Below are 23,437 nucleotides of genomic sequence, written 5' to 3'. Positions count from 1 at the left end.
TCGCTATGGCAATTACGACCAGAACAAGGCCTGACCGGCACGCCGCGGTCGTCGACGTGACGATCCGCGACTATCTCAACACCCTTTTCTACTACCGCAAGATCGCCACGACGGTGTTCCTCGCCATCGTGGCGCTGGGCGTGCTCGTCGCGCTGTTCGTGCCGATTCCGTATCGCGCACAGGCCACGCTGCTGGTGCTCAACGCGGGCTACTACGATCAGACGAACAATCCGAACGGCGGCGTGTCGCTGCAACCGCCGCCGGGACAGCTCAACGGTGTGGAAGCGCAGATTCTGTCGAGCCCGGAACTGCATCGCGACGTCATCCTGTCGAAACTCGGCCCCAGCGCCACGGCGAGCGACATCGACCGCGAATTGCAGAATTTCGAGAAGCGTCTGCACATTGAGCAAAACGACCTCGCGAACACCATCACGCTCACGTATTCGGATACCGATCCGAAGGCGGCAGCCGATGCCCTCGCGCGTCTGCTCGACAAATATTTCCGTCAGCGCGCATCGATCTTCACGTCCGGTCGCGTGAATCTGCTGGTCAGTCAGCGCGACGACGTCGGCAAGCAACTCGACAAGGCCGACGCGGATCTGCTAGCGTTCCAGAAGAAGCACGGCATCGTGAAGATCGACGATCAGACGTCGCGTGCCGTGCTGCTCGAATCGCAACTCGTGCAGCGCAAGCTGGAGACCGATGCCAAGCTCGCGCAAGACCGCAGCGAACTGAAGTCGCTGCAAGCTTCGACGAAGGACGTACGCTCGACGATTCCGATCTATACCGACGACTCCGAGACCAGTCGCGCGATCAACGCCCTGCAAGGCTCGCTGAGCGAACTCGAGAACAAGCGTGCGGACTTCGCGTCGCGCTACATGGCGACCTCCCCGTTCGTCGTGCAACTCGACAAGCAGATCGCCGACATGCGCGCGAACATCGCGAAGCAGCGTCAGGAGATGATGACCGCAACGCGTCTCGGTCATAACAGTTACTACGACGTGGTGCAGGAGCGTCTTGCGGTGCTTAACGCGAGCATTGCCGGCGGCCTTGCGCAGCAGGCCGAACTCGACGCGCAGATCAAGGAAACGCGCAACAAACTCCAAGGCATGAGCGATGTTTCGAGCCAGTTGAGCCAGTTGCAGGCGCGGCGCGACATTCTGGCCGACAGCTTCAAAGAGCGCTCGCGTCAGGTCGAACTCGCCCGCGTGCAGCAGGGTCAGGTCAGCCAGATCAACGGCACCAACGTGCGTGTGATTCAGGCGCCCTTCCCGCCGTCGCAACGCAGCGTGTCGGCCAGCCTGCTGATCGCCGCGTCGATTGCAGCCGGCTTGCTACTCTCCGCGTTGACGGTGCTGATCCTGTCGAGCCTGCGCGAGACCTTCCTGAGCCCCGAGCAAGTCGAGCGTGCCCTGCTGTTGCCGGTGGTGAACGCCCCCGTGCTGCTGGGCGGCGACCGGCGCGGTGCGGCGGCGACGGCAGGCGCCGGGGGAGCGGCGGGCGCCGAGCCGGCCTATGCACGCCCCGCCCATCTGGCTTACGGTCGGATGATCGCCGCGATCAACAGCAGCACCGATGCGCACGCCAAGGTCGTCATGGTCTTGTCGACGGGCAGGAACGACGGGCAGTCCTCCGTCATTCAGGGGCTGACGAGCGAGTTGGAGCACCGCTCGGGCAAACCGATTCTGATCCTGGATATCGCCTCGACGCCGGACTCGCCGATCTATGGCAAGCCGAACGCGCAGGGGCTGCTGGAATGGCCGTCGAACGGAGGAGGAGGAGGAGGAAGCGGCTCGACGAGCGCCGAGGAAACCGTCTCCGGCGAATCCGGGACGTCTCAAGTCCTCGCCGACCTCACGTTCATGCGGGTCGAGCGTCACAACATCGTCGTGGCGCACCCGCGCAGCGGTACGATCCCGTCGTCGTGGCAGCAGGTCACGCGTCTGTTCGACGCGTTGCGCGAATCGCACGACTACATCGTCGTGCACGCCCCGCCGTCGAGCCAGTCGTTTAGCGGCATCGAGAACGCGTCGCTGGCCGACGCCACGGTGCTCGTGGTGCGCGCCGAAGCGACGCGCAAGCCGGTCATCGCCGGCCTCAAGGCCCAAGTCGAAGACGCGGGCGGACGACTGATCGGCGTAGCGCTCACGCATCGTCGCGGATACATTCCGAGCTTCATCTACCGGTTCTTCTAGCCGTCGGTTCAGACCATCATGCAACAAATCAGCGCGATCCTGCCGATCAAGACCCGAGGAAGGCACTACGCCGACAACATCGGGCGTTGTGACATTCTGTTTTCCTCGTTGCGCCACTTCACGACACCGGACCTGTTTCACCGCTTCGTGATCATCGTGCCGCATGACGAGGTCGAACAAGTGCGCGGCTACGCCAAGGCATGGGCCGACTTCCCCATCGAAGTGATCGACGAATCGCTGTACATGGGCGCGTTCAACGAGTTCTCGCAGCGGCACCAGATTCGTAACTGGCATCGCCAGCAGATCATCAAGATCAACGCCCCGGAGTGGATCGAGACCGAGTATTTCCTGATCTTCGATCCGGATTGCTTCGCCACGCACGCTTTCGATTACCACTCGCTGATCGTGGACGGCCGGGCAATCACGCACCTCAAAGGGCGCAGCGTCGAGCCGTATTACTGGGAAGCGTCGGCCAAGCTGCTCGACGTCGATCCGCATCTGGACCGTGACGGGGTATGGTGGACGCCCGCGACGCTGTCGCGCTCGCTGTGCCTGTCGTTGCAGGAGCGGCTCGAAGCCGTGAACGGCACCGAGTGGAAGCGCGTGCTGCTCGCGAACTACGCCATCGACTGGACGGAATACACGCTGTACTGGCTCAACGCCGAGCGCGCCGGGCTGCTCGACAAGTACCATACGCAGGCGGTGCCGCCGCAACGCACGCTGCATGCCGACGAAAGCGTGTGGTTCGCCGACAAAATGCAGGAGTGGGACGCCGCGCACTACTTCGCACCGCAGAGCGACGGGCTCTTCGCCGTGGTCCAGAGCAACACGAAGATTCCGCTCGATCAGGTCGTGGCGAAGCTGTCTCCGTACTTCCCGATCGAGATCCAGCCGTATGAGCGGCACGTCGATCCGGCGCTCAAGGGCGCGGAGTTGTATTCGGCGCTCGTGCGCAAGGGGCTCAAGACGATGAAGAAGCTGCTGGGCAACGGCGCGGGCATCAAGTAAAGCCGCGTGCAACGCGCCGCACAACCGAACCAACAGGACCCGATTCGATGGGCAGTACGGGCAGCGCCAAAGGCCGCATGGTCGGCATCGAGATTCTGCGATTTTTCAGCGCATTCGCAGTGCTCATCTGGCATTACCAGCATTTCTTCTTCCGGGCCGACACGGCCTCCATCGACGTCGTGCGCGCCGCGCAACCGCTCTACGGGCTGCTGCAACCGTTCTACGATTTCGGCTGGCTCGGGGTCAATGTCTTCTGGACGATCTCGGGCTTCATCTTCTTCAATCGCTATCTGTCGAAGATCGTGGCGCGCAAGGTCTGCGGCGGTCTGTTCTTCCTGAATCGCTTCTCACGGCTGTATCCGTTGCATATCGTCACGCTGATCGCCGTGGCATTGTTGCAGGCGTATTACGTGCGCCACAACGCGGCGTTCTTCGTCTATCCGTACAACACGCCGTACGACTTTTTCGTCAACGTGATCTTCGCGTCCGGCTGGCTCACGCCCTACACCGATTCGTTCAACGGACCGGTATGGAGCGTGTCGACGGAAATCGTGATCTACGTTGCGTTCTTCCTGCTCGCGCGGTATTTGCGCATCGGACTGGTGTGGACGCTGCTGATCATGTGTCTGTCGGCAGCGGCCGGCGGCCTGCTGATCCATCAGCACATCAAGGGCAGCGAATCGAACATCGTGTTCTGCGCCTTCTACTTCTTCATGGGCGGCGCGGTACATCTGTTCTACGAACGGTGGCGCGACGCGATCGAGTCGCACCGCCGCACGACGGTGCTGCTGTGCTGCGCGGCGTATGCGGGATTGTTCGCGGTGTGCGCGGTCTTCGGCGGCACGAAGTACCTGGCGGCGACCGTGATCGCACCGGTCTCGATCGTGTTGCTGCATGCCATCGAGCCGTGGATTCCCGAGCGGCTGGCGGTGCCCATCGCCGATCTCGGCAATACCACCTACGCCAGCTATCTCACCCACTTCCCGCTGCAACTCACGACGGTGATCGTGCTGCAACGGCTGGGCATGTCCAGCGCGACAGCGGCAACGAGCCCGTGGTTTCTGGCGGCGTATCTGATTGTGGTGTTCTCGCTCGCCCGGGTCGTCTTCCGCGTGTGGGAAGCGCCGGCGCAGGCGTACCTTCGGCAGCGTCTCGCGTGGATGGGCGGACGCGCGAAAGCCGGCTGATCGGCCAACTCAGGGCAGCCGGGCGAGTCGGACGTGAGTCAGATGTATAAGGCCAAGTCGAAGCGAATCGATCAAATCGAGTGTCGCGTCCCGCCCGGGGCCCGGTGTGCGGCGCTCACCCGCGTGGCTCAATGGTGGTGGTGATGGTGATGCGACCAGAGCGGATCCATCGAATCGACGAACGACGCAACGGCGTCCTTGTCGCCCGTCGCATGACGCATCAACTGGCCGCACTTGCACCAGCCCTGATAAGGCGTGATATGCGAGCAGGCGGTGGTCTTTTGCAAGTACAGCGTGACGGGTTTGGCGCACCTGGTGCACTTGAACTTGAGGGTAAGGGCGGGTTTGCTCATTGGCGCTCCATAGCAAAAAGCCGGATGTCGGGAAGACATCCGGCTTTTTTCATGCTTTGTCGTACGTTGCCGAATCTGACGCCGGCCGGCTTCGATGTGTCGTTGATCACACCGCTGCCGTTGGATGGCGTCCCCTAGGGGATTCGAACCCCTGTACTCACCGTGAAAGGGTGATGTCCTAGGCCTCTAGACGAAGGGGACAAAAATCGTCATTCGTTTGGTGGAGGTAAGCGGGATCGAACCGCTGACCTCTTGCATGCCATGCAAGCACTCTCCCAGCTGAGCTATACCCCCGCGCGAAGAGGCGTGACTATAGCGCATTTCACCAAAGCCCGCAACTCCCCGGCCCCACCGCGACATCGGCGGGCGGACATCCCCGGCAGACGCCCCTCTGAACCGCCAGAAACAAGACATTCTCCGAGCCGCGTTGATTCGCATTCAACACACCGACGTCTCCCGTCCATTCGAATGGAGAAATACCTATCAAATTAGATAGGATCGCTATGCAATCGATTGACGGAAAAACGTTAGTCATCCAGTATTCCGCGATCTCGCGTCCGGCGTTGCGGGCGCAATACGGGGAACGGTGGGGAGCATAACAATATGAAAGCCGGCGGGTATCTCTTCCGTCTTGCCGTCGCTATTTCGATGGCATTTTCGATGACGTCTGCGGGACAGGTTCAGGCCCAGACCACGGACAAGACCGTGACCTTTGCGGGGGCTGCCTACGGCGGCGACGCCGCCAGCATCGACAAACGATTCCCTTATTCACGCGCTTACGAGGCCGGTCTGAAGGCAACGGGCGACTCGCCGTACAAGCGTCTGCTCGCGGCGGCGAATCAGAATCCCCCGCAACATTTCAAACTGACCACCGGTCCCATCGATCAACTCAAGGGTCGCGATCAGGCGCTCGTGGTCTCGCTGGTCATCAACGCCGAGACCGTCTCCGTCGAACGCTTCGGGGCCATTCGCAAACTGTTCGTTTTGCTACGCGCTCAGGTGCTGTTCTTCGATTTCAAGTCGATGACGGTGCTGCGCTCGTATCCGGTCAGCTTCGGCTATGTCGACAACCTCGACCATGAGCCCACGCGCGCCGAAGTGCTCGATCGCGTGCGCATGGTCTTCGACGGCGCCAACGGCAAGCCAGGTCTGTACACGCGCTTCGCCGCGTCCCTCGCCGAGGCACAACTGCCCGATCAGGCCCCGCGTTACCTGCAAGTCACGCACGTGGACGTCACGCCCGAAGCCGCCGCCGTGCTGCCCGACTATCTGAAGGCGACGCCTGCCGCCGCGCAAACCTGGGTGGCGGACATGGTGAGCGAAGCCATCTCCACGCGCGTCGGCGTGCCGGTCGTGCCGTACTCGAAGGGATACGCGATCGGCAACGTCATGTCCATGCAGATCATGGACGGCACGATCTACAACCTGAAGCTGCCGCAACCCGATTACGAGATCGACGTCTCGCTCAAGAACTTCAAGAAGATCAAGTACAGCGAGAACGCGGTCGGCACCGCTTACATCTACGGCAGCTATGCGGACGTCGCCATTCGCGAGCCGCTGACCGGTGCAACCTACCTCAACACGTCGCTCAAGAACGGCGAAGTGAAACCGGTACCGGCGTCGCAAACGTGGGTGGACGACTTCCCCGCCTACTACGACGCCGTCAACGGCCTGTTCGTGAAGCTCGCCGAGTCGGTCGCGGGCAAGGACACGTCATGGGTGAAGTCCGCGGCTTCGGCATCGGACATTTCGTCGCAAATCGACAAGACGATGGGATTGATGAAGCTATGCAAGTGATGAAGACACTGATTTTGCTGTTCGCTGCGGCACTGTTCGCGTCGAGCGCCGTGGCGCAGGTGCAGCAGGCGCGCGGCAAGGCGACCGTGACCTACGAGGGCTGGTCGATTTCGCGCGACGATAAGGCGCGCGCCCTGTCCGCGGCGCAAATGAAGGCCGTGGAGTTTTACTACGCCGAGGCCGGCGAAGCCGAGTCGGAGAACTTCGATGCGATTCGCCAGAAGATCCTCGCCGAGCCGGATCGCTACATCCTCGACTCCACGATCCTCGCGGAAGACGAGAACGCCGACAAGAAGCAGTACACGGTGGCCGTGCGCGTCTCGCTGAACGTGGCGAATCTGCGCAACGCCGTGAAGTCGAACTCGGCGGTCGTCAAGGGCGGCCCGGCAGCGCGCTCCCCGCTCGCTTTCATCTTCGTGTCGCGCGAAGTCGGCACCTCGCGTGCATATGACGATCGCGTGTACAAACGCGTCGATCGCAAGGTCGATGTGAACGCGCAAGTTAACGCTTCCGAGCAAGGTGTCGAAGGCGAGAACATTCGCGGCAATCAGATCGGCACCAACGCGTCGACGAACACGAAGGTCGGTGCGTCGGTGCACAGCACGGCCTCGGTCGAGACCGGGGGCAGCACGACGCGCCGCGCCACCGACACGACCTTCCGTCTGATTCCGAGCGCCAACCTGTCGCAAGTCTTCACATCGACGTTCGCCAAAGCCGGTTTCAAGGTCAACGAAGCCGCTCTCGTCGAACCCTACACCGGCGGCCAGTTCAAAGTCGCCAACGTCGAGAACGACTACAAGAGCGGCATGGATCTGAAACCCGCGACGCTCGCCTCGATGGTCTCGGGCATGCGCGTGGCGAAGATGGCCTACATCGCGCTGGGCACGCTCGACGTCGGCCTCGCGGATCGCGATCCGAATTCGGGCCTGATGCGCGTGGCCGTGACCGTCAACGCGAAGCTGCTCGACATCGGTCAGACCATTCCCGACACCGTCGCGTCCGTCGGCCCCGTGCAGTACGCCGGCACCGGCCCGACCGAAGAAGAAGCCCGCACCAACGCGCTGCGCCTGGCGGCGAACAACGCCTCACGCGAGCTGACCAGCCAGATCACCAATCTCAGCTTGCGCTAATTGTCGTATTCAACCATCCCTTACGTGGAGAAGAAGTTCATGAAGAAGATCATCGCTTGCGCCGTTGCGGCGGCTCTCGTTGGCGTTTCGGGCGTCTCGTACGCGCAGCTCGGCGGGTTGACCAGCCTGGTCGGCGGCGGCAGCAAGTCCGACAGCTCGGTCGATCTGAGCGGCCAGCAAGCCGCACTGGTGAAGAACTACGTCGCCGCCAACGTCGACGTGCTCAACGCCAACGCCAAGATGGGCGAAGCGCTGGGTCTGAAGACGCAAGCCGAGCAAGCAGCCGCCGTGGTAGCGCAACTGTCGTCGGGCTCGACGCAGGACAAGGATTCCGCATCGAAGGCCGTGAACGCGGTGGGCGACACCAGCGGCGCGATCGCAGCGAAGCTCAAGGAAAAGCCGGTGCTCGACGATGCCTCGAAGAAGACCTTTGCGCAGGGCCTCGGGCATCTGGCGCTCGGCATGGTGCACTACGCCGGCATGCGCAACGACGTCACGTCGATGGGCAACAACATGAAGAGCGCATCGCCGATGGCGCTGACGTCGCTCGGTGGCGCGACTTATGTGCTGTCGAACTTCCCGGGTTCGGTCACGGAAGCCGGCAAGGCGCTCAAGAACGCCGTCGACTTCGCCCGCAGCAACGGCATCGAAGTGCCGTCGGACGCCACGAAGGCACTGGCCGCCCTGTAAGCGCTGGCAAACCGACACATCCCATCACAACAACATGATGCGTAACTCGCTCACGGGGGCCCTCGCGGCCCTCTTTTTTATTGCCGGCTGCTCCGAGAAGTCGGCCGACACCCCGCAAACGACCGCTGCGCCGAGCGCAGCATCGGCATCCGCTGCGGCCCCTGTGCCCGATGTCGGCAAAGTCGAGACCGAGAAGGTGACGGCGGTCGGCTTTGGCGACACCGCCGGCGAAGCCACGCTCGAAGCGATGAAACTCGCGCTGCTGCAAGTCAACGGCGCAGTCGTGCAGGCACAATCGGTCGTGGCGAAGTATGGCCTCGATGTCAGCCTGAATCAGGACTCGGCGTCGCTGCGCGCGAACGCTTTTGCGGATATCGTTGAGCAACGCTCGGGCGGTGTCATTCAGCACCTGCGCGTGTTGAGCCTCGACGCACCGGGGGTCATCGACAAGCGCTTCAAGGCGACCATCGAAGCCGATATCGCCAAATTCAAGCCGTCTGCCGACATGCAGAAGCTCAAAGTCGTGATCGGACCGGTGGTGTTCGCGCAGGACCGTCTGCCGATGGGCGACGTCACGGTGCCGTCGAGCGAAGTCGCGGCAGTGCTGCGTCAACGCGTGAGCGACGCGCTGGTGCAAACGGGTCGCTTCGCCGTGCTCGATCGCGAGATGAGCCCGGAGATCGAACATGAACTCGATATCATCGCATCCGGTCAGGCCCCGAGCGCGGAACTCACGAAGCTCTCTCAAGCCGCGAGCGCCGATCTGGTGTGGAGCGCTCGCGTGAGCGCCTTCAACTACACGCGACTCGCACGGCAGTTGCGCACGAGCGATCGTCAGTTGGTGAGCTACTCGGGCGGCTGGGCACTCTCCCAGAAGATGGTGAATGTCGCGACACGTCAGGTCACTGCGGCCGGGTCGCTGAGCAACGCGATGCCGTCGACGGCGCCGACCACGCTGAGCAACGGTGTCGACAGTCAGCGCATTCTCACCGAGATGACCGATCAGGCGAGCAAGGCCATCGTGAGCGCGATCCTGCAATCGACGTTCCCGATCACGGTGCTCGCGCGCGACGGAACCAATGTGGTCGTCAGTCAGGGCGGGCAGGCCTTACGTGAAGGCAATCGCTATGCGGTCGTCGCGATGGGCAACGAGTTCAAGGATCCGCAGACGGGACAAAGCCTCGGACGCACCGAGAACCCGTGCTGCGAACTGGTCGTGGAACGCGTGACGCAAAACCTGTCGTATGGGCACCTCGACAATGTTCGCCCGGGCCTGAACCTCGACACCTTGCCCATCGCCGGGCTTCAGGTGCGCGGCGAAGTCGCCGGTCGCCCCGCTCAGGCGGCGCAGCAAGCGAACCCTCAGGCGGCCCCCTCGGGCGCAGCAACGGGGGCGAAGGTCGCTCAGACAGAGAAGACGCGCCCGTCGTCCGCCGGCGCACAGGCGGCGCCTGCGCAGGACGACAAGTGGTAAATCGCGAAAGCCGTCGCCTCGCATCGGGGTGACGGCGCGCGACTGCCGGTCGCATGGGTCATATGAGGCGAGTAGAATCCGCAGCGGGCGTGCTCGGCGATGGTCGCCGCTTACGCCTTCGACGGGACATTCTCATGAAGACAGTAGTCGCGCTGGCGCTGATGCTCGCCGCAGGTTGGGCGCATGCCGAGAAGATCGGCGACGTCAGCACCGCATTCAAGTTTCTCGGACCGGACCACAAGATCGTCGTCGACGCCTACGACGACCCGAAGGTGCAAGGCGTAACGTGCTACGTCTCGCGCGCCAAGACCGGCGGGCTCAAGGGCATGGTCGGTCTCGCCGAAGACAAGGCGGAAGCTTCGATTGCCTGCCGCCCCGTCGGTCCGATCTCGTTTTCGAAACCGCTGCCCAAAGAAGAGGAAGTCTTCTCGGAGGGCCTGTCGCCGCTTTTCAAGAAGCTGCGCATCGTGCGCATGGTCGACAAGGCGCGCAATACGCTCGTCTATCTCACCTACTCCGACAAACTCATCGACGGCTCGCCGCAGAACAGCGTGACCGCCGTTCCCGTGGACCGGGCAACGCCGATTCCGGTGAAGTGATCCGGTTGAGCCGAGAGAGCCGAGAGAGCCGAGGGAGCCCGAGCGCAGCCTACGCGACGACCGTCAGCCACGCAGCAAGCCGAAGCGCCGAAGCTTGCGGTACAACGTGTTGCGGCTCACGCCAAGGCGTCGGGCCGCAGCGCTCACCTGCCCCTGACAGGCGTCGAGCGCGGCGCGCAACGCCTGACGCTCCGCGGCCTCCAGCGGGGCTTCCGCAGGGTCGTCCGGCGGCGCAGCGTCCGACGTCGCGGCGTTGCGCACTTCGTCGGGCAGATCGTCGAGCGTGACGACACCGTTCTCGCTGAGCGCCGCCAACGTGCGGATCACGCTGCGCATCTGACGCACATTGCCCGGCCACGCATAGCGGCACAGGCCATCCTGCGCGTCCTCCGTCAGATGAATCGCGCCATGCTGATCGTTCGCGCCGGCCTGCGCCAACAGACGCCGGATCAGGTCGAGCTTGTCTTCCCGTTCGCGCAGCGGCGGCACCGTGACTTCGAGTCCGCTCAGACGATAGAAGAGATCCTCGCGGAATTGTCGCTCGGCAATGCGCTCGGCCAGATCGCGGTGCGTGGCGCTGAGCACGCGGATGTCGAGCGGCACCGCTTCGCCGCCGCCCAGCGGCGACACCATTCGATCTTCCAGCACGCGCAGCAACCGTGTCTGCATCGCGAACGGCATGTCGCCGATCTCGTCGAGGAACAACGTGCCGCCGTTCGCCTGCCACAGCTTGCCGTTCATCCCCTCTTTGCGGGCCCCGGTGAAGCTTCCACCCACGTAACCGAACAACTCGCTCTCGATCAGCGACTCCGGGATGGCCGCGCAATTGAGCGCGACGAAGGGGCCATCCGAGCGAGCGCTCGCCGCATGCACGGCACGTGCGAACACTTCCTTGCCGCTGCCCGTCTCGCCGCGAATCAGCACGGGAACGTCATGCGAAAACACCCGGCAGGCGCGGGAGAATGCGCGCGCCAACGCGGGATCGGCAAACGGATCGGCCGTCACCTGTGCGAGCGCATGGCGCCCGGCGCCCGGCATGCCCGGCCCGCCGGAAGGGCCGCCGCGACGCGCCGCGCGTGCCGGCGCACGCAACATCGCCAGCAACGGCGCCCCCGCATGGGTGCGAATCGGCCAGCAGGCGCTCGGCGCGGGGTGCGCTTGTGCCAGCAACGTGTCGAGCGTCTGCGCGAACCAGCGGTCGATGCGCGTGCCGACGATCTCCTCGCGTGTCGCGCCCAGACAGTTCAATGCGCTCTGATTGGCGGCGAGCACGTGGCCTGCATCGTCGAATGCGAGCAGCGCCTGCGCGAATCCGCCGAGATGATCGGGTTGCTCCTGCAATTGCAACAGCCACTCGTCACGATAGTGCTGAAAGAAATACTCGCTCTCCACGACCTTCGCCGAGAGATTGACCAGAGCGAGCGTGTGAAACTGGCTCTGACGCGTGACGTCTGCCGTGGTGCACGACACGTCGATCACCGCGAGCAGATCGCCCTGCGGCGCGAACACCGGGCTTGCCGTGCAGGTAAGCGGCGTGTGAAGCGCGCGAAAGTGATCCTGCTGACAGATGATGACGGGCGCGCGTTCGACCGCACAGGTCCCGATGCCGTTCGTGCCTTCACTCGACTCGCTCCAGTCTGCCCCCGGCCATAACCCGGCCCGATGAAAATCGTCGCGGGTGCCGTCGTGCAGACGCGAGTCGACGATCACGCCGTCGGGCGCCGTCAGCAACACCGCCTGACGCGGGTTCATCAACTGTCGCTGCAAACGCTCCAGCACCGGCATCGAGACGCTGCGCAGACACGCCAACGCGCTGCGTCGCTCGCGCAGTTGCGAGGATTCGAGCACGCGCGGCGCCATGCGTGCGCCCGGGTCGAGCGCATGCGTATCCAGACAGCGACGCCACGAACTGGCGATGTTCGGATCCGTCGCAGCGCCGCCCGCCGGCGGCTGGCCCTGCAAGACGCGCAGCACACGGCGCGCGTGTGCGGACTCGGTAGATGGTGGCATTGGTCGTCTCCCCCGTGCCGGATGATCTGAGGATCTTGTCGTTCTCCCGGAAGCATCCCCCATGCCGGGTGGGTTTGCAATGCGCGATGTCAATCGGAACACGAGAAGCGATTGACGGCGCCCGGCATTGTCACGTTCACGATACAGGCGGTGTCATCGCGCGAGACAGACGTGTCACGGATTCGGCACATGCCGCACCGCAACACGTGTTACGACGCCCTCACGAAAGCCCCATGAATGCGCCATGACAGCGCGCCGATGCGAAATCGGGCCCGGCTGGCCCGCGACTTGCTTGGTGCCTCGCGTGTGGCCGGCAAACGACCGGCTGCCGACACAACGATATCCGGAGACACGACATGCGATACGCGCCACCCGGCACACCCGGTGCCCTGCTGACCCTGCAACCTCGTTACGAGAACTTCATCGGCGGCAAATTCGTCGCGCCGGTGGAAGGGCGTTACTTCGTCAACACCTCGCCCGTGACCGGCGCGGACATCGGCGAATTCCCGCGCTCCAACGGCGCGGACATCGAACTGGCCCTCGACGCCGCGCATGCCGCAGCGCCCAGGTGGGGAAAAACATCCGTACAAGCACGCTCGCGCATTCTGTTGCAGATCGCCGATCGCCTCGAATCGCAACTGGAGCGCTTCGCGGTGGCGGAGACTTGGGACAACGGCAAGCCCGTGCGCGAGACGCTCGCCGCCGACCTGCCGCTTGCCATCGATCACTTCCGCTACTTCGCCGGCTGCCTCCGCGCGCAGGAGGGTACCGCCGCAGAGATCGACGAGCATACCACCGCGTATCACTTTCACGAGCCGCTGGGCGTCGTCGGTCAGATCATCCCGTGGAACTTCCCTTTGCTGATGGCCGCCTGGAAGCTCGCGCCGGCGCTCGCCGCCGGCAACTGCGTGGTGCTCAAGCCCGCCGAGCAGACGCCGCTCACGATCACGCTTTTCGCCGAACTGGTCGGCGATCTGTTGCCGCCCGGAGTCCTCAACATCGTTCAGGGTTTCGGCAAGGAAGCCGGCGAAGCGCTCGCGACGAGCAAACGCATCGCCAAAATCGCGTTCACGGGCTCGACCCCGGTCGGCAATCACATCCTGACGCGCGCCGCCGCCAACCTGATCCCGAGCACCGTCGAACTGGGCGGCAAGTCGCCCAACCTCTTCTTCGACGACATCATGCGCGGAGAGCCGGAGTTCGTCGAAAAGGCCGCGGAAGGCCTCGTGCTGGGCTTCCTCAATCAAGGCGAGGTCTGCACCTGCCCGTCGCGAGCGCTCGTACAGGAATCGATTTACGAGCCATTCATGGAAGTGGTGATGAAGCGTGTCGAACGCATCAGGCGCGGCGATCCGCTCGACACCGAGACGGCGGTCGGTGCGCAGGCGTCGCAGCAACAGTTCGACAAGATCCTCACCTATCTCGATCTCGCACGCAAAGAAGGCGCGCAGGTGCTCGCGGGCGGTGGCATCGAGATGCTGGACGGCCGATTGGCCGGCGGCTTCTACATTCAGCCGACGTTGCTCAAGGGCGAGAATCGCATGCGCGTGTTCCAGGAGGAAATTTTCGGACCCGTGGTGGGGGTGACGACGTTCAAGGACGAAGCCGAGGCGCTCGCCATCGCCAACGACACCGAGTTCGGGCTGGGCGCGGGGGTCTGGACACGCGACATCAATCGCGCGTATCGAATGGGGCGCGGCATTCAGGCGGGACGCGTCTGGACCAACTGCTACCACCTCTATCCGGCGCACGCCGCATTCGGCGGTTACAAGAAGTCGGGCATCGGCCGCGAAACGCACAAGATGATGCTCGACCACTACCAGCAGACGAAGAATCTGCTCGTGAGCTACGACGTCAATCCGCTCGGCTTTTTCTGAGCCGCGCATCCCGAGTAGTGCCTCTAGTTCCGCCTGACTTTGCAGCAGATCAAAGACGCATCGCACGACGAGTGCGATGCTGTCTTTGAAGCATGCGAGTGATGATTCCGGACACCGCGCCCCCCCTGTTGAGCGCCCTTTCGCGCACGCGGTGTGCCCCTCACAGAACAGATAAGGAGCATGTCGATGAGCACGACATTTTTCATTCCCGCCGTCAACATGATGGGCGTCGGCAGCCTCGACGAAGCGATTGCCGCGCTGCGCCAATACCAATTCCGACGCGCGCTGATCGTGACCGATGCCGGTCTCGCCAAAGCGGGCGTCGCCGAGAAGGTTGCGAAGCTGCTCACGCGGCAGGACATCCAGTCGGTATTGTTCGACGGGGCGAAGCCGAACCCGACGGTCGCCAACGTCGAAGCGGGTCTGGCGATCCTCAAGCAGAACCAGTGCGACTTCGTGATTTCGCTCGGCGGCGGTTCGCCGCACGACTGCGCCAAAGGTATCGCGCTGTGCGCGACCAATGGCGGCCATATCGCCGACTACGAAGGCGTCGACCGGTCGAAGAAACCGCAACTGCCGCTCGTCGCCATCAACACGACGGCAGGCACCGCGAGCGAGATGACACGCTTTTGCATCATCACGGACGAGAAGCGTCATGTGAAGATGGCCATTGTCGACCGTAACGTCACGCCGCTGTTGTCGGTCAACGATCCGGCGTTGATGGCGGCCATGCCGAAGGGCCTGACGGCGGCCACCGGGATGGACGCGCTCACGCACGCGACCGAAGCCTATGTCTCCACGGCGGCCACACCGATCACCGATGCGTGCGCGCTCAAGGCGGTAACGCTGATCTCGCAGAACCTGCGTCGTGCGGTATCGCACGGCGACGACATGACGGCGCGCGAGAACATGGCGTACGCGCAGTTTCTGGCCGGCATGGCGTTCAACAACGCGTCGTTGGGATATGTGCACGCGATGGCGCACCAGCTTGGCGGGTTCTACGACCTGCCGCACGGCGTGTGTAATGCCGTGTTGCTGCCGCACGTGGAGGAATTCAACGTGAGCACGAGCGCCGGGCGTCTGAAAGATATCGCGCAGGCGATGGGCGAAAAGGTCGAGGGATTGAGCGACGAGGAAGGTGCAAGGGCGGCAATTGCCGCGATCCGTCGCTTGTCGAAGGACATCGGTATTCCGTCGGGGCTGGCCGAGTTGGGCGCGAAGGAAGCCGACGTGCCGACGCTGGCGGCCAACGCCATGCAGGATGCATGTGGATTGACGAACCCGCGTCGCGCAGAGCAGGCGGAAATCGAAGCGATTTTCCTGCGGGCGTTTTGAGATAGTGCGACATCACTGCGCTATCGGCATATCGCGGATCGGTGGGACAGCGGCAGCGCTGCTGTCCCACCTTTTTCATGACGATGCGATACGGCCTGCCGAGACAGGGCATTACGGAAAGCGGTCTGATTTTACTTAGGTTCCCGATGCAATCGTCTTGAAATACGAAAGAGGCTACGCGGGCATCACGTAGCCTTTCGTCAAGGCCGTTTATCGTTTTCAGGCAACAGCCTGAGCGCCCGAAGGTGCCGCCCGCCGGCGTATCCGCCACCAGATCAGCACGGCGACGAAAGCCTCGAGCGCCGCCACGCCCCAGAGACCGGCGTTGAAACTGCCCGTCGCATCCTTGACGATGCCCAGCAGGTAGGGCGAGCCGAACCCCGCCAGATTCGCCACCGAGTTGATGAACGCCACCCCCATCGCGGCAGCGCCGCCGGCGAGATACGCATTCGGCAACTGCCAGAACACCGGGATCGCGCCCATCGTGCCCGACACGGCGACCACGAGGCACAGGAAAGCCGCTACACCATTGCTCCCCGCGAACAGCCCGACGCCCGCCAGTCCGCACGCCCCCACGAAGACCGGGATCGCGCAATGCATGCGCGCTTCGCGTCGCTTGTCTGCGCGGTATCCGATGGCAATCTGGAAGATCGCGCCGAACACGTACATCACGCCCACGAGCAACCCGATATGCAGCGGATTGGTTGGTCCCAGCGCTCGCACAATGGTCGGCGCGAAGAATGACAGCGTCGCATTGGCGGCCACGATGCCGAAATAGATGCCCGTGAGCAGCCACAGTTGCGGGCTGCGCACGGCCAGCATGAAGTTGTGCTCGCGTTTGCCCGCACTCGCGCGGTCCTTTTCCAGATCGGCATGAAGCCAGCGTTTTTCCTGCTCGGATAACCAGCTTGCCTGCGCCGGCTTGTCGACCAGGAACCACACCGCCAGGAGTCCGGCGAGCACTGTCGGCACGCCTTCGAGCAGGAACAGCCATTGCCATCCCGCCCAGCCGTTCACGCCATGCATACCGTTCAGAATCACCCCCGCCAGCGGCGCCCCCACGACCGACGACACCGCCGACGCCGAGATGAACCACGCGAATGCTTTCGCGCGTCGATGCGCCGGAAACCAGAACGTCAGATACAGCAGCACGCCCGGCTGAAAACCCGCCTCGAACGCTCCCAGCAGGAACCGCATCACGTAGAAGTACGCCGGCGAGTGCGTGAACATCATGAGCACGCAGATGGTGCCCCAGCCCAGCGTGATGCGCGCGAGCGTGCGTCGCGCACCGATACGCAACAGCAGCCAGTTGCTCGGGATCTCCAGAAAGAAATATCCGAGAAAGAAGATGCCCGCGCCAATGCCGTACACCGTCTCGCTGAAGCCAAGATCCTGCTGCATTTGCAGCTTCGCGAAGCCGACGTTGACGCGATCGATCCACGCCAGCATCCACAACACGAAAATGAACGGGATGATCCGCCTCATGATCTTCCTGTAAATCGGATCGAGCATGTCCTGCGACGGATTCGCAAACGTGTGGCTTGCGTCGCCAGCGTGTGTGGGTAGCGGTTGATTCATTTCGACACCTCCCCCCAACGCATCGACCGAAGCAGCGCGCGGCACGCGGCGGGCACCGGACCGATCACCGGGATCGAAAAGCGCTCGCACAACGCCTGCGCCGCCTCACCAAGCGGTCCGCCGCCGATCACGACGGCCTGTGCCCCGTCTTCATGGAGGCAGGCTTCGACGGCGCATGCGAGACTGCGCTCCAACTGCGTCGGCACGTCGCCCAGCGCGAGGGGATCCCCCGTCGTGAAGCGCGAACCGGCAAAGCTCGCGTCGAGCCCGAGTTTCCGGACGTTCGATGCGATCGAGTCGGCCAGCCGTGGCGTCGTCGTGGCGATGCCGAAACGCCGCCCGCCGCTGGCGGCCTCACGCACCGACGCTGCCCCGATGCCCACGACGGGGACATTCAACCGCGCGCGCAGCGCCTCGATGCCGGGATCGCCGAAGGCCCCCACGATCACGCCGTCCGACTGTGCCGCCAGCGCGACGATCTCCGGGTCGGTCACCGCATCGGCCGCGACCGCCAGGTCGCGCTCATCGACGATCATCGGCGCCCCGCGCAAGGCCGTCACACCGACGACCTCGGGCGGCGACATCACCGCGCTCGCAAGATACGAGCGCGCAATGTCGACCATCATTCGCGTCGTCGCCGTCGACGTGTTGGGGTTGATGAGCAGGATCTGTGTCATGACATTCTCGGCGAGTCTTGGGCAGCGAACGCTGCGGAAATATCAGGAGGCGGCGGACGCGGACACGTCTGCCGACGAACGACCGGCGGTGGGGGTGCCTGCATCGCCCGGTGCTTCGGGTCCATCGATCGGCTTGCCGAACGTCTCCGGTGCGAAGGTCAGCGCGACGGCGAACACGGCATACATTGCGGCCATCATGCCGAACATGCCGCCAATGCCGTACTGATCGAAAACGCGGCCGGCAACCAGCGGCATTGCCGCGCCGGCCAGCGTGCCCAGCGCCAGAATGAATGCCGTGCCGAATGCGCGAACCCGCGTCGGGTAAAGTTCCGGCGCGTAAATCCAGATGGACGTGTTGAGCAACAATACACAGAACTGGAACGCCGCACCGAAAGCAAGAATGAGCGGTGGCGACTTCGAGAGAAAACCGAAACACAGACCGATCACGCATGCCGCGATGGCGCCGAGCGTCAACACGCGCTTGCGGGGAAAGCGAAAGCCGAAGTACGACGCAGCGATCGCCCCGAGCAAGCTGCCCGACTGCATCACAATCGTGAACATAAAGCTCTTGCTTAGCGTGTAGCCCTGCGCCATGAGAATCGTCGGCATCAGCGTAAGGACGGAAATCTGCGCACCGTACGTCATGCACACGGCGATGCCGACAGCCACCGTGCGACGCGCGAGCGGTCCGACGAACACTTCCCGCAGACGCACCCTCTCGGCGCGATGCGCGCCCACTGCGGCTTCGCTCAGGTAACGCCGGGCATCACCGTCTGCGGGCTTGCCGAGCTTGCCCGACGCCAGAATGTTGAGCACGCGGTTAGCGTCTTCCACACGGCCTTTGGAGAGCAGAAAGCGCGGCGTCTCCGGGATGAAACGGCGATACAACAGCACGAAGAAGGCCGGCAGCACCAGACAGCCGAACAGCCAGCGCCAGCTATCCGGCCCGGGGAAGAACGCGAAGACGGCCAGTCCGAAAGCCGGTGCGAGCATGTTGCCCAGCCCGCCTCCGGCGACGTTGATCGCGCCGACGGCCACGCCACGAAAGCGCGACGAGCAGAACTCGGCGAGCATGGTGACGGCAATCGAGATTTCACCACCGAGACCGAAGCCGACGATGAAGCGTCCGGCGGCGAGCATGCTGTAGTTCGTCGCGAGTGCGCAGATCAGCGCACCCAGCGTGAAAAGCATCAGATTGACGCTGAGCATCGTGCGGCGTCCGTAGCGGTCCGCAATATAGCCCGAGCCGAGCCGCCCGATCGCCGCCGCGCCGAAGGTCAGTGTATTCAGAAAGCCGATTTGCGCTGCCGAGATGCCCCAGTACTCCCGCAGCAACGGCCCTACGAGGCCGACCGCGTTTTGCTCGAAAACATCGAACAACACTCCGAACAGGATCAACGCGAGGATTTTCTTGTGTGACGGCGTGACCCCAATGTCGTCGAGCGCCCGTTCGAGCTGCTGCGACCTGGGTTCCGACGCGGATACGACCACTTCTGCGCCCATCGTAAAACTCCCTGCGCCTTGACTGGCGCCTTTGCGACCGATTTGCCTCGCCCTCGGGTGAATCCTGTTTTGTTAATATTTTTTCAAATTATTTGTTTTTGAAAATTGTTTTTCATATCAGGGTTTCACCCGACGTGCTTCCGAACCTCGGGCCGTCGGTTCGGACATGCGTCATCCTTGGCCGGACACGCCAATCGATAAGCAAATAGAAGTGGAGGGACGGTAAAGGCTAGGTGAGGCGGAGGAACCGGCGAGTTGCACTTCGGCCGGCACTCACCCGCACTCACCCGCACTCACCCGTTAATCGTTCGATATTCGCCCGCGTCGGCGTGGAGTTCAGATTTCGTCGAGCGCGTCGTGGAACGCTTCCACGAGGCCGAGATGCCGACGTCCCGGATTGCCCGCCTGGGTCATCACCTGCGTGACGATCAGGTGGCACAGGCCGATCACCGCGGTGTGATTGTCGAGCACGCCCGGTCCTTTCACGTCGCATTGCAGCGACCACTTGGCAGGCGTCTTCGCGGCAGTCGCATGCTCGGTGCGCTCGCAGATGTAGACGAGATTGGGGCATGCTTTCGCGAGTTGCGCAACGACCGTCGGCATGTGGCGCACACGGCGGCGCAGCGCGAAGACGATCACGATGTCGTCGGGCGCGATGCCCGCGAGATGCTCGCCCAAGGTCTCGCCCGCGCCCGGGATCGCCTGTGCGCTCGGCACGATTTGCAGCAATTGCCATCGCAAATACATCGCCAGCGGTTGACTCGACCGGAATCCGACGACCCACACCTTGCGAGCCGCGAGAATCGCAGCGGCGATTTGTTCGATTTCGGTGGACGAGAGACGGCGGTAGGTGGCGTCGATGTTGGCGAGGCTTTGCTGACGTTGTGTGCCGACGAGATCGTCGGTCGCCGTGTCCGTCACGGGCGTGGTCGCGGCCATTGCCAGCGGGGACCCTGCGCGTTGCTCGGATCGCACGTGCTTGCGCGCGTCGTCGAACGACGTATACCCCAGACGTCGCACGAAGCGCGTGACGGTCGCGTTGGACACCTGCGCGAGCGCCGCCAGTTCCGACGCCGAGTAGCCTGCCAGATCGCCGGGCAAATCCAGCGCGAACTCCGCCAGACGACGCTCTGAAGGCGAGAGCTGATCCAGTTGGTCCCGAATCCGGCCGACGAAGGACTTCTTCACGTGAGATGCCATGAGCGTTTGCGTGGTTAGGGCGAGCTATTGTCGCGCGACGGCGCGCCGATGCCAATCTGCGCTTTCACTTTCGTTCGCGTCGCTTCAAGCATCGACAATGAACGCGCGCGGTCCGGCTCGCACCGCGCAAGCGAAATCGCGCCGACAAGTTCGTTCATCATCGACCGCGCGGTGGTCTCGGGATCCGTGATATCGATTGCTTTGAGCTTTTCCGCCATCGCCTGCGTCAACGTGCGCACGCCTGCGCTGAATACGGTCTGCACGGCAGGCGACATGCGCGGGACATCCGCCGCCAACGCCGCCATCGGACATCCCAGCGGACGCTGGTCCATGCGCTCGACCGATAGATAGTGATCGATGAAGGCCGCGAGTCCCTGCTGCGGCGGGACACCTTCGGTCACACGCTGCCAGCGCGACAGACTGCCCTCGAACATGAATGCGATGGCGGCTTCGATCAGCGCATCCCTGGACGAGAAGTGCGCGTAGAAGGCGCCGTGCGTGAGCCCCGCCTGACGCATCACGGACGCCACGCCGACCTTGTGCGGTCCTTCCAGACGAATCGCCTGCGACGCCTCGTCGAGAATCCGCTCGTAAGACTTCTGCTTGTGATCTGCGCCGTATCGCATTGACGTCAGCCCTCCATTCGGTAGTCACGTTTCACAGACGTCCAGCCGTCCGCATGGAGGCCGTTCGACGTTGAAAACACGCGCCGGAAATTCATAGTATGATGACCATCATATCACGAGCCACGATGGCCCGAAATGCCGTCGGCGACTTACCGTGAGGCCGACAAGCGCTCAGATGTGGCGCAGTCGCCCACATTCATTTCATGACGGTTCGAAGGAGCGTCAACGTGAAGATTCTTGTTCTGGGCGCCGGTGCTATCGGTGGCTATTACGGTGCGCGTCTGGCGCAGGCCGGTGCGAACGTCACTTATCTCGTCCGGGAAAAACGGGCTGAGGTTCTGGCGAAGCAGGGGCTGACGATCCGGAGCGAGTTGGGTGACGTGCAGCAATCGGTGGCGACGGTTGTGGGTCGGGATGTGACGCCCGAATACGATCTGATCCTGCTCGCGAGCAGGACCTACGATCTCGACAGCGCCATCGAATCCATCGCGCCCGCGATGGGCGAGCGCACCGTCATCCTGCCATTCCTTAATGGGATGTCGGTGTATGAGCGTCTCGATGCGACGTTCGGCAGGCATCGCGTGATGGGCGGTGTGTCGTACATTGCGACCACGTTGCTGCCGTCCGGTGAAATTCTGCATCAGGGGTCCGGGGACAATGTCATCGTCGGCGCGAGAACTCAGGCGATGCGACCGTTGGCGCAGGATGTCTACGATCTTTTCGCCCAATCCAGGGGCACGCGTGCGCTCAGCGAGCAGATCGAGCAGGCGTTGTGGAGTAAGTGGATCGCGGTGTCTTGCGCCGGCATCATGACTTGCCTGATGCGCGGCAATGTCGGTCAGATCATGGCGACTCGCGACGGCGAAGCGCTGATGCGCAGAACCATGTCGGAAGGTCGTGCGATTGCGCAGGCCGAGGGGTATCCGATCCCGGAAGCCGCCGTGAAGCAGATGGAGGCGTTGTTACTTGCGCCGAAGTCGACGTGGGCGTCTTCGATGGCCCGCGATATCGCGTCAGGCGCGAAGCGGTTGGAGGCAGACGCCATCGTCGGCGATCTGGTCACACGTGCGGAGAAGCACGGGATCGATGCGACGATGACGCGTGCGGCTTATTGCCAGTTGCAGGTTTATATGGAGTGAGGGGTGCGTAGGAGCGGGCAGGAGTGAGGTGTCAAGGCCATCCGTCGGAGAGTTCCACGCGGCCACGGCAATCCACATTCGCCGTGAAGACGGCACCACGGTGGACGATGGGCACCAGCCACACCATGTCGTCGCGGTTGACTTCTTGCTTCGTCCCGGTCAGTACGGAGAACGTCTTGTCGCCATCATGACGAGCAACGCGGAAATAGCGTGTGATATGACTGCTCAATGCCGACGCGGTCACATCCGGACAGGAACCGCTCTTGCCGGGATGACGAAGATACACCGCCGCAGACCAAACGGCCACGATGGCCACCAACACAACGATTGAGACCCGCAGCGCGAATCGATAGAAAACGGATAGCACGGTATTCATCATATGGCATCACGGTATCGTTTTCGGGTGATGCCCGGCTATCAGATTTCACCTCCCCCTTAACTGCGTCAGGGCGGCTTGCTGCAGCTGAATGGCTTTTTTTCGGGGAGAGAAGTAGAACGTCGTCGTGCTCGGTTTCAGCGACGCAGGCAAATTCGACAGCAGCACATGCGGCGATACCGGATCGAGCGTTGCACCCAATCCGCCCACGATGTAGCTCGGCCCGTTCTGCTGGCCTGTGGCACCCGTCAGGATCGACGACCCTGCGCCGCCCAAGCTCGCCGGGATCGTCAGGTTAAGACCACCGTTCGCCGGAGCCAGACTGATCACCTGCGGCGTGTACGTGTTGGCCGTCGTGATGCCGTTCACCAAGCTCGTGCCCGTGAGCGACACCGACTGCCCAACCACGTTACCCACGTTCACGATCTGGCCGCCCGACGTCACCGTCAGATTGGGTGCCTGAATCGTCGCGGCGATGTTGCCTACCGGCGTCGATAGGTTCCCCCGAAGCGGGCTGCAGGTGTGTGGTATGTCTGCAGCAGCCCAAGAAACAGCGAACCCGGCCTAAGCCGGGTTTTGTCGACCTTACCTACTTACAGTAATGGTGTGTATTGACCTAGCAAAACCTGCACAGGTTAAGCGGCTAAAGCGAATGCCTCGGCCGGGGTCTTCATCTTTAGCGC

Annotated in this window: 20 protein-coding genes and 2 tRNA genes; 11 read left to right on the top strand and 11 right to left on the bottom strand. The window is 63.1% G+C overall.

Annotation, left to right across the window (positions count from 1 at the left end; all coding sequences use genetic code 11):
- Positions 1 to 5: 5 nt before the first annotated feature.
- The 3 genes from PAN31108_RS23150 to PAN31108_RS23140 are packed head-to-tail and all read left to right on the top strand — an operon-like array spanning position 6 to position 4,390.
- Complete coding sequence (locus PAN31108_RS23150) at positions 6 to 2,195, top strand: GumC family protein (protein ID WP_150671113.1); 2,190 nt, start codon at positions 6 to 8, stop codon at positions 2,193 to 2,195.
- 18 nt (positions 2,196 to 2,213) lie between these two features.
- Positions 2,214 to 3,203 carry a DUF6492 family protein gene (locus PAN31108_RS23145; protein WP_150671112.1) on the top strand — a complete coding sequence of 330 codons (990 nt, stop codon included), beginning with the start codon at positions 2,214 to 2,216 and terminating at the stop codon, positions 3,201 to 3,203.
- Positions 3,204 to 3,250: 47 nt separating this feature from the next.
- Entirely contained in the window at positions 3,251 to 4,390 is a 1,140-nt protein-coding gene (locus PAN31108_RS23140) for an acyltransferase family protein (protein WP_150671111.1), read from the top strand.
- Positions 4,391 to 4,518: 128 nt separating this feature from the next.
- On the opposite strand, the gene PAN31108_RS23135 is transcribed toward PAN31108_RS23140, so the two are convergent.
- From PAN31108_RS23135 to PAN31108_RS23125, 3 genes are all read right to left on the bottom strand, one after another.
- Positions 4,519 to 4,743, bottom strand: coding sequence for a hypothetical protein (locus PAN31108_RS23135; protein ID WP_150671110.1), 225 nt, complete (start codon positions 4,741 to 4,743; stop codon positions 4,519 to 4,521).
- A 125-nt stretch (positions 4,744 to 4,868) separates the two neighbouring features.
- Positions 4,869 to 4,944: transfer RNA gene (locus PAN31108_RS23130), tRNA-Glu, on the bottom strand.
- A 17-nt stretch (positions 4,945 to 4,961) separates the two neighbouring features.
- Positions 4,962 to 5,037: transfer RNA gene (locus PAN31108_RS23125), tRNA-Ala, on the bottom strand.
- Positions 5,038 to 5,346: 309 nt separating this feature from the next.
- On the opposite strand from PAN31108_RS23125, the gene PAN31108_RS23120 reads away from it, so the two are divergent.
- From PAN31108_RS23120 to PAN31108_RS23100, 5 genes are all read left to right on the top strand, one after another.
- Entirely contained in the window at positions 5,347 to 6,540 is a 1,194-nt protein-coding gene (locus PAN31108_RS23120; RefSeq protein WP_246184108.1) for a hypothetical protein, read from the top strand.
- A complete protein-coding gene (locus PAN31108_RS23115) occupies positions 6,540 to 7,670 on the top strand; it encodes a hypothetical protein (protein WP_246184107.1) in 1,131 nt (376 codons plus the stop codon). Before PAN31108_RS23120 ends, PAN31108_RS23115 begins: the two co-directional genes overlap by 1 nt.
- A gap of 39 nt (positions 7,671 to 7,709) precedes the next feature.
- A complete protein-coding gene (locus tag PAN31108_RS23110) occupies positions 7,710 to 8,360 on the top strand; it encodes a hypothetical protein (RefSeq protein ID WP_150671108.1) in 651 nt (216 codons plus the stop codon).
- Between the two features lie 34 nt (positions 8,361 to 8,394).
- Complete coding sequence (locus PAN31108_RS23105; protein WP_150671107.1) at positions 8,395 to 9,834, top strand: CsgG/HfaB family protein; 1,440 nt, start codon at positions 8,395 to 8,397, stop codon at positions 9,832 to 9,834.
- 134 nt (positions 9,835 to 9,968) lie between these two features.
- Complete coding sequence (locus PAN31108_RS23100; protein ID WP_150671106.1) at positions 9,969 to 10,433, top strand: CreA family protein; 465 nt, start codon at positions 9,969 to 9,971, stop codon at positions 10,431 to 10,433.
- A 63-nt stretch (positions 10,434 to 10,496) separates the two neighbouring features.
- Here PAN31108_RS23100 and PAN31108_RS23095 read toward each other — a convergent pair whose 3' ends face one another.
- On the bottom strand, positions 10,497 to 12,443 hold the full coding sequence (locus PAN31108_RS23095; RefSeq protein ID WP_150671105.1) for a sigma-54-dependent Fis family transcriptional regulator: 1,947 nt from the start codon (positions 12,441 to 12,443) through the stop codon (positions 10,497 to 10,499).
- Between the two features lie 356 nt (positions 12,444 to 12,799).
- On the opposite strand from PAN31108_RS23095, the gene exaC reads away from it, so the two are divergent.
- Positions 12,800 to 14,320 carry an acetaldehyde dehydrogenase ExaC gene (gene exaC, locus PAN31108_RS23090; RefSeq protein ID WP_150671104.1) on the top strand — a complete coding sequence of 507 codons (1,521 nt, stop codon included), beginning with the start codon at positions 12,800 to 12,802 and terminating at the stop codon, positions 14,318 to 14,320.
- A 186-nt stretch (positions 14,321 to 14,506) separates the two neighbouring features.
- Positions 14,507 to 15,655, top strand: a complete 1,149-nt coding sequence (gene yiaY / locus PAN31108_RS23085) for an L-threonine dehydrogenase (protein WP_150671103.1) — start codon at positions 14,507 to 14,509, stop codon at positions 15,653 to 15,655.
- A 219-nt stretch (positions 15,656 to 15,874) separates the two neighbouring features.
- On the opposite strand, the gene PAN31108_RS23080 is transcribed toward yiaY, so the two are convergent.
- The 5 genes from PAN31108_RS23080 to PAN31108_RS23060 all read right to left on the bottom strand — a co-directional run bounded on the left by PAN31108_RS23080 (position 15,875) and on the right by PAN31108_RS23060 (position 21,239).
- The gene (locus PAN31108_RS23080) at positions 15,875 to 17,233 is read right to left on the bottom strand and encodes an MFS transporter (RefSeq protein ID WP_150671102.1); all 1,359 of its coding nucleotides are present in this window, start codon (positions 17,231 to 17,233) and stop codon (positions 15,875 to 15,877) included.
- Complete coding sequence (locus tag PAN31108_RS23075) at positions 17,230 to 17,910, bottom strand: aspartate/glutamate racemase family protein (protein ID WP_150671101.1); 681 nt, start codon at positions 17,908 to 17,910, stop codon at positions 17,230 to 17,232. The genes PAN31108_RS23080 and PAN31108_RS23075 overlap by 4 nt, the downstream gene beginning before the upstream one ends.
- 42 nt (positions 17,911 to 17,952) lie before the next feature.
- Positions 17,953 to 19,413, bottom strand: coding sequence for an MFS transporter (locus tag PAN31108_RS23070; protein WP_150671100.1), 1,461 nt, complete (start codon positions 19,411 to 19,413; stop codon positions 17,953 to 17,955).
- A gap of 336 nt (positions 19,414 to 19,749) precedes the next feature.
- On the bottom strand, positions 19,750 to 20,613 hold the full coding sequence (locus PAN31108_RS23065) for a MurR/RpiR family transcriptional regulator (RefSeq protein WP_150671099.1): 864 nt from the start codon (positions 20,611 to 20,613) through the stop codon (positions 19,750 to 19,752).
- 14 nt (positions 20,614 to 20,627) lie between these two features.
- On the bottom strand, positions 20,628 to 21,239 hold the full coding sequence (locus PAN31108_RS23060; RefSeq protein WP_150671098.1) for a TetR/AcrR family transcriptional regulator: 612 nt from the start codon (positions 21,237 to 21,239) through the stop codon (positions 20,628 to 20,630).
- 227 nt (positions 21,240 to 21,466) lie between these two features.
- Between PAN31108_RS23060 and PAN31108_RS23055 the strand changes: the two genes are divergently transcribed.
- Positions 21,467 to 22,378 (top strand): ketopantoate reductase family protein, encoded by a 912-nt coding sequence (locus PAN31108_RS23055; RefSeq protein WP_150671097.1) that lies wholly within the window; start codon positions 21,467 to 21,469, stop codon positions 22,376 to 22,378.
- 31 nt (positions 22,379 to 22,409) lie between these two features.
- Here the strand turns inward: PAN31108_RS23055 and PAN31108_RS23050 are convergent, their stop codons facing one another.
- On the bottom strand, positions 22,410 to 22,757 hold the full coding sequence (locus PAN31108_RS23050) for a hypothetical protein (RefSeq protein WP_150671096.1): 348 nt from the start codon (positions 22,755 to 22,757) through the stop codon (positions 22,410 to 22,412).
- Positions 22,758 to 22,802: 45 nt separating this feature from the next.
- Positions 22,803 to 23,177, bottom strand: coding sequence for a hypothetical protein (locus PAN31108_RS23045; protein ID WP_150671095.1), 375 nt, complete (start codon positions 23,175 to 23,177; stop codon positions 22,803 to 22,805).
- Positions 23,178 to 23,437: the final 260 nt, after the last annotated feature.

This window comes from Pandoraea anhela (assembly GCF_902459655.1).
Taxonomy (GTDB): domain Bacteria; phylum Pseudomonadota; class Gammaproteobacteria; order Burkholderiales; family Burkholderiaceae; genus Pandoraea; species Pandoraea anhela.
This window is presented reverse-complemented; position numbering and strand designations above follow the sequence as displayed.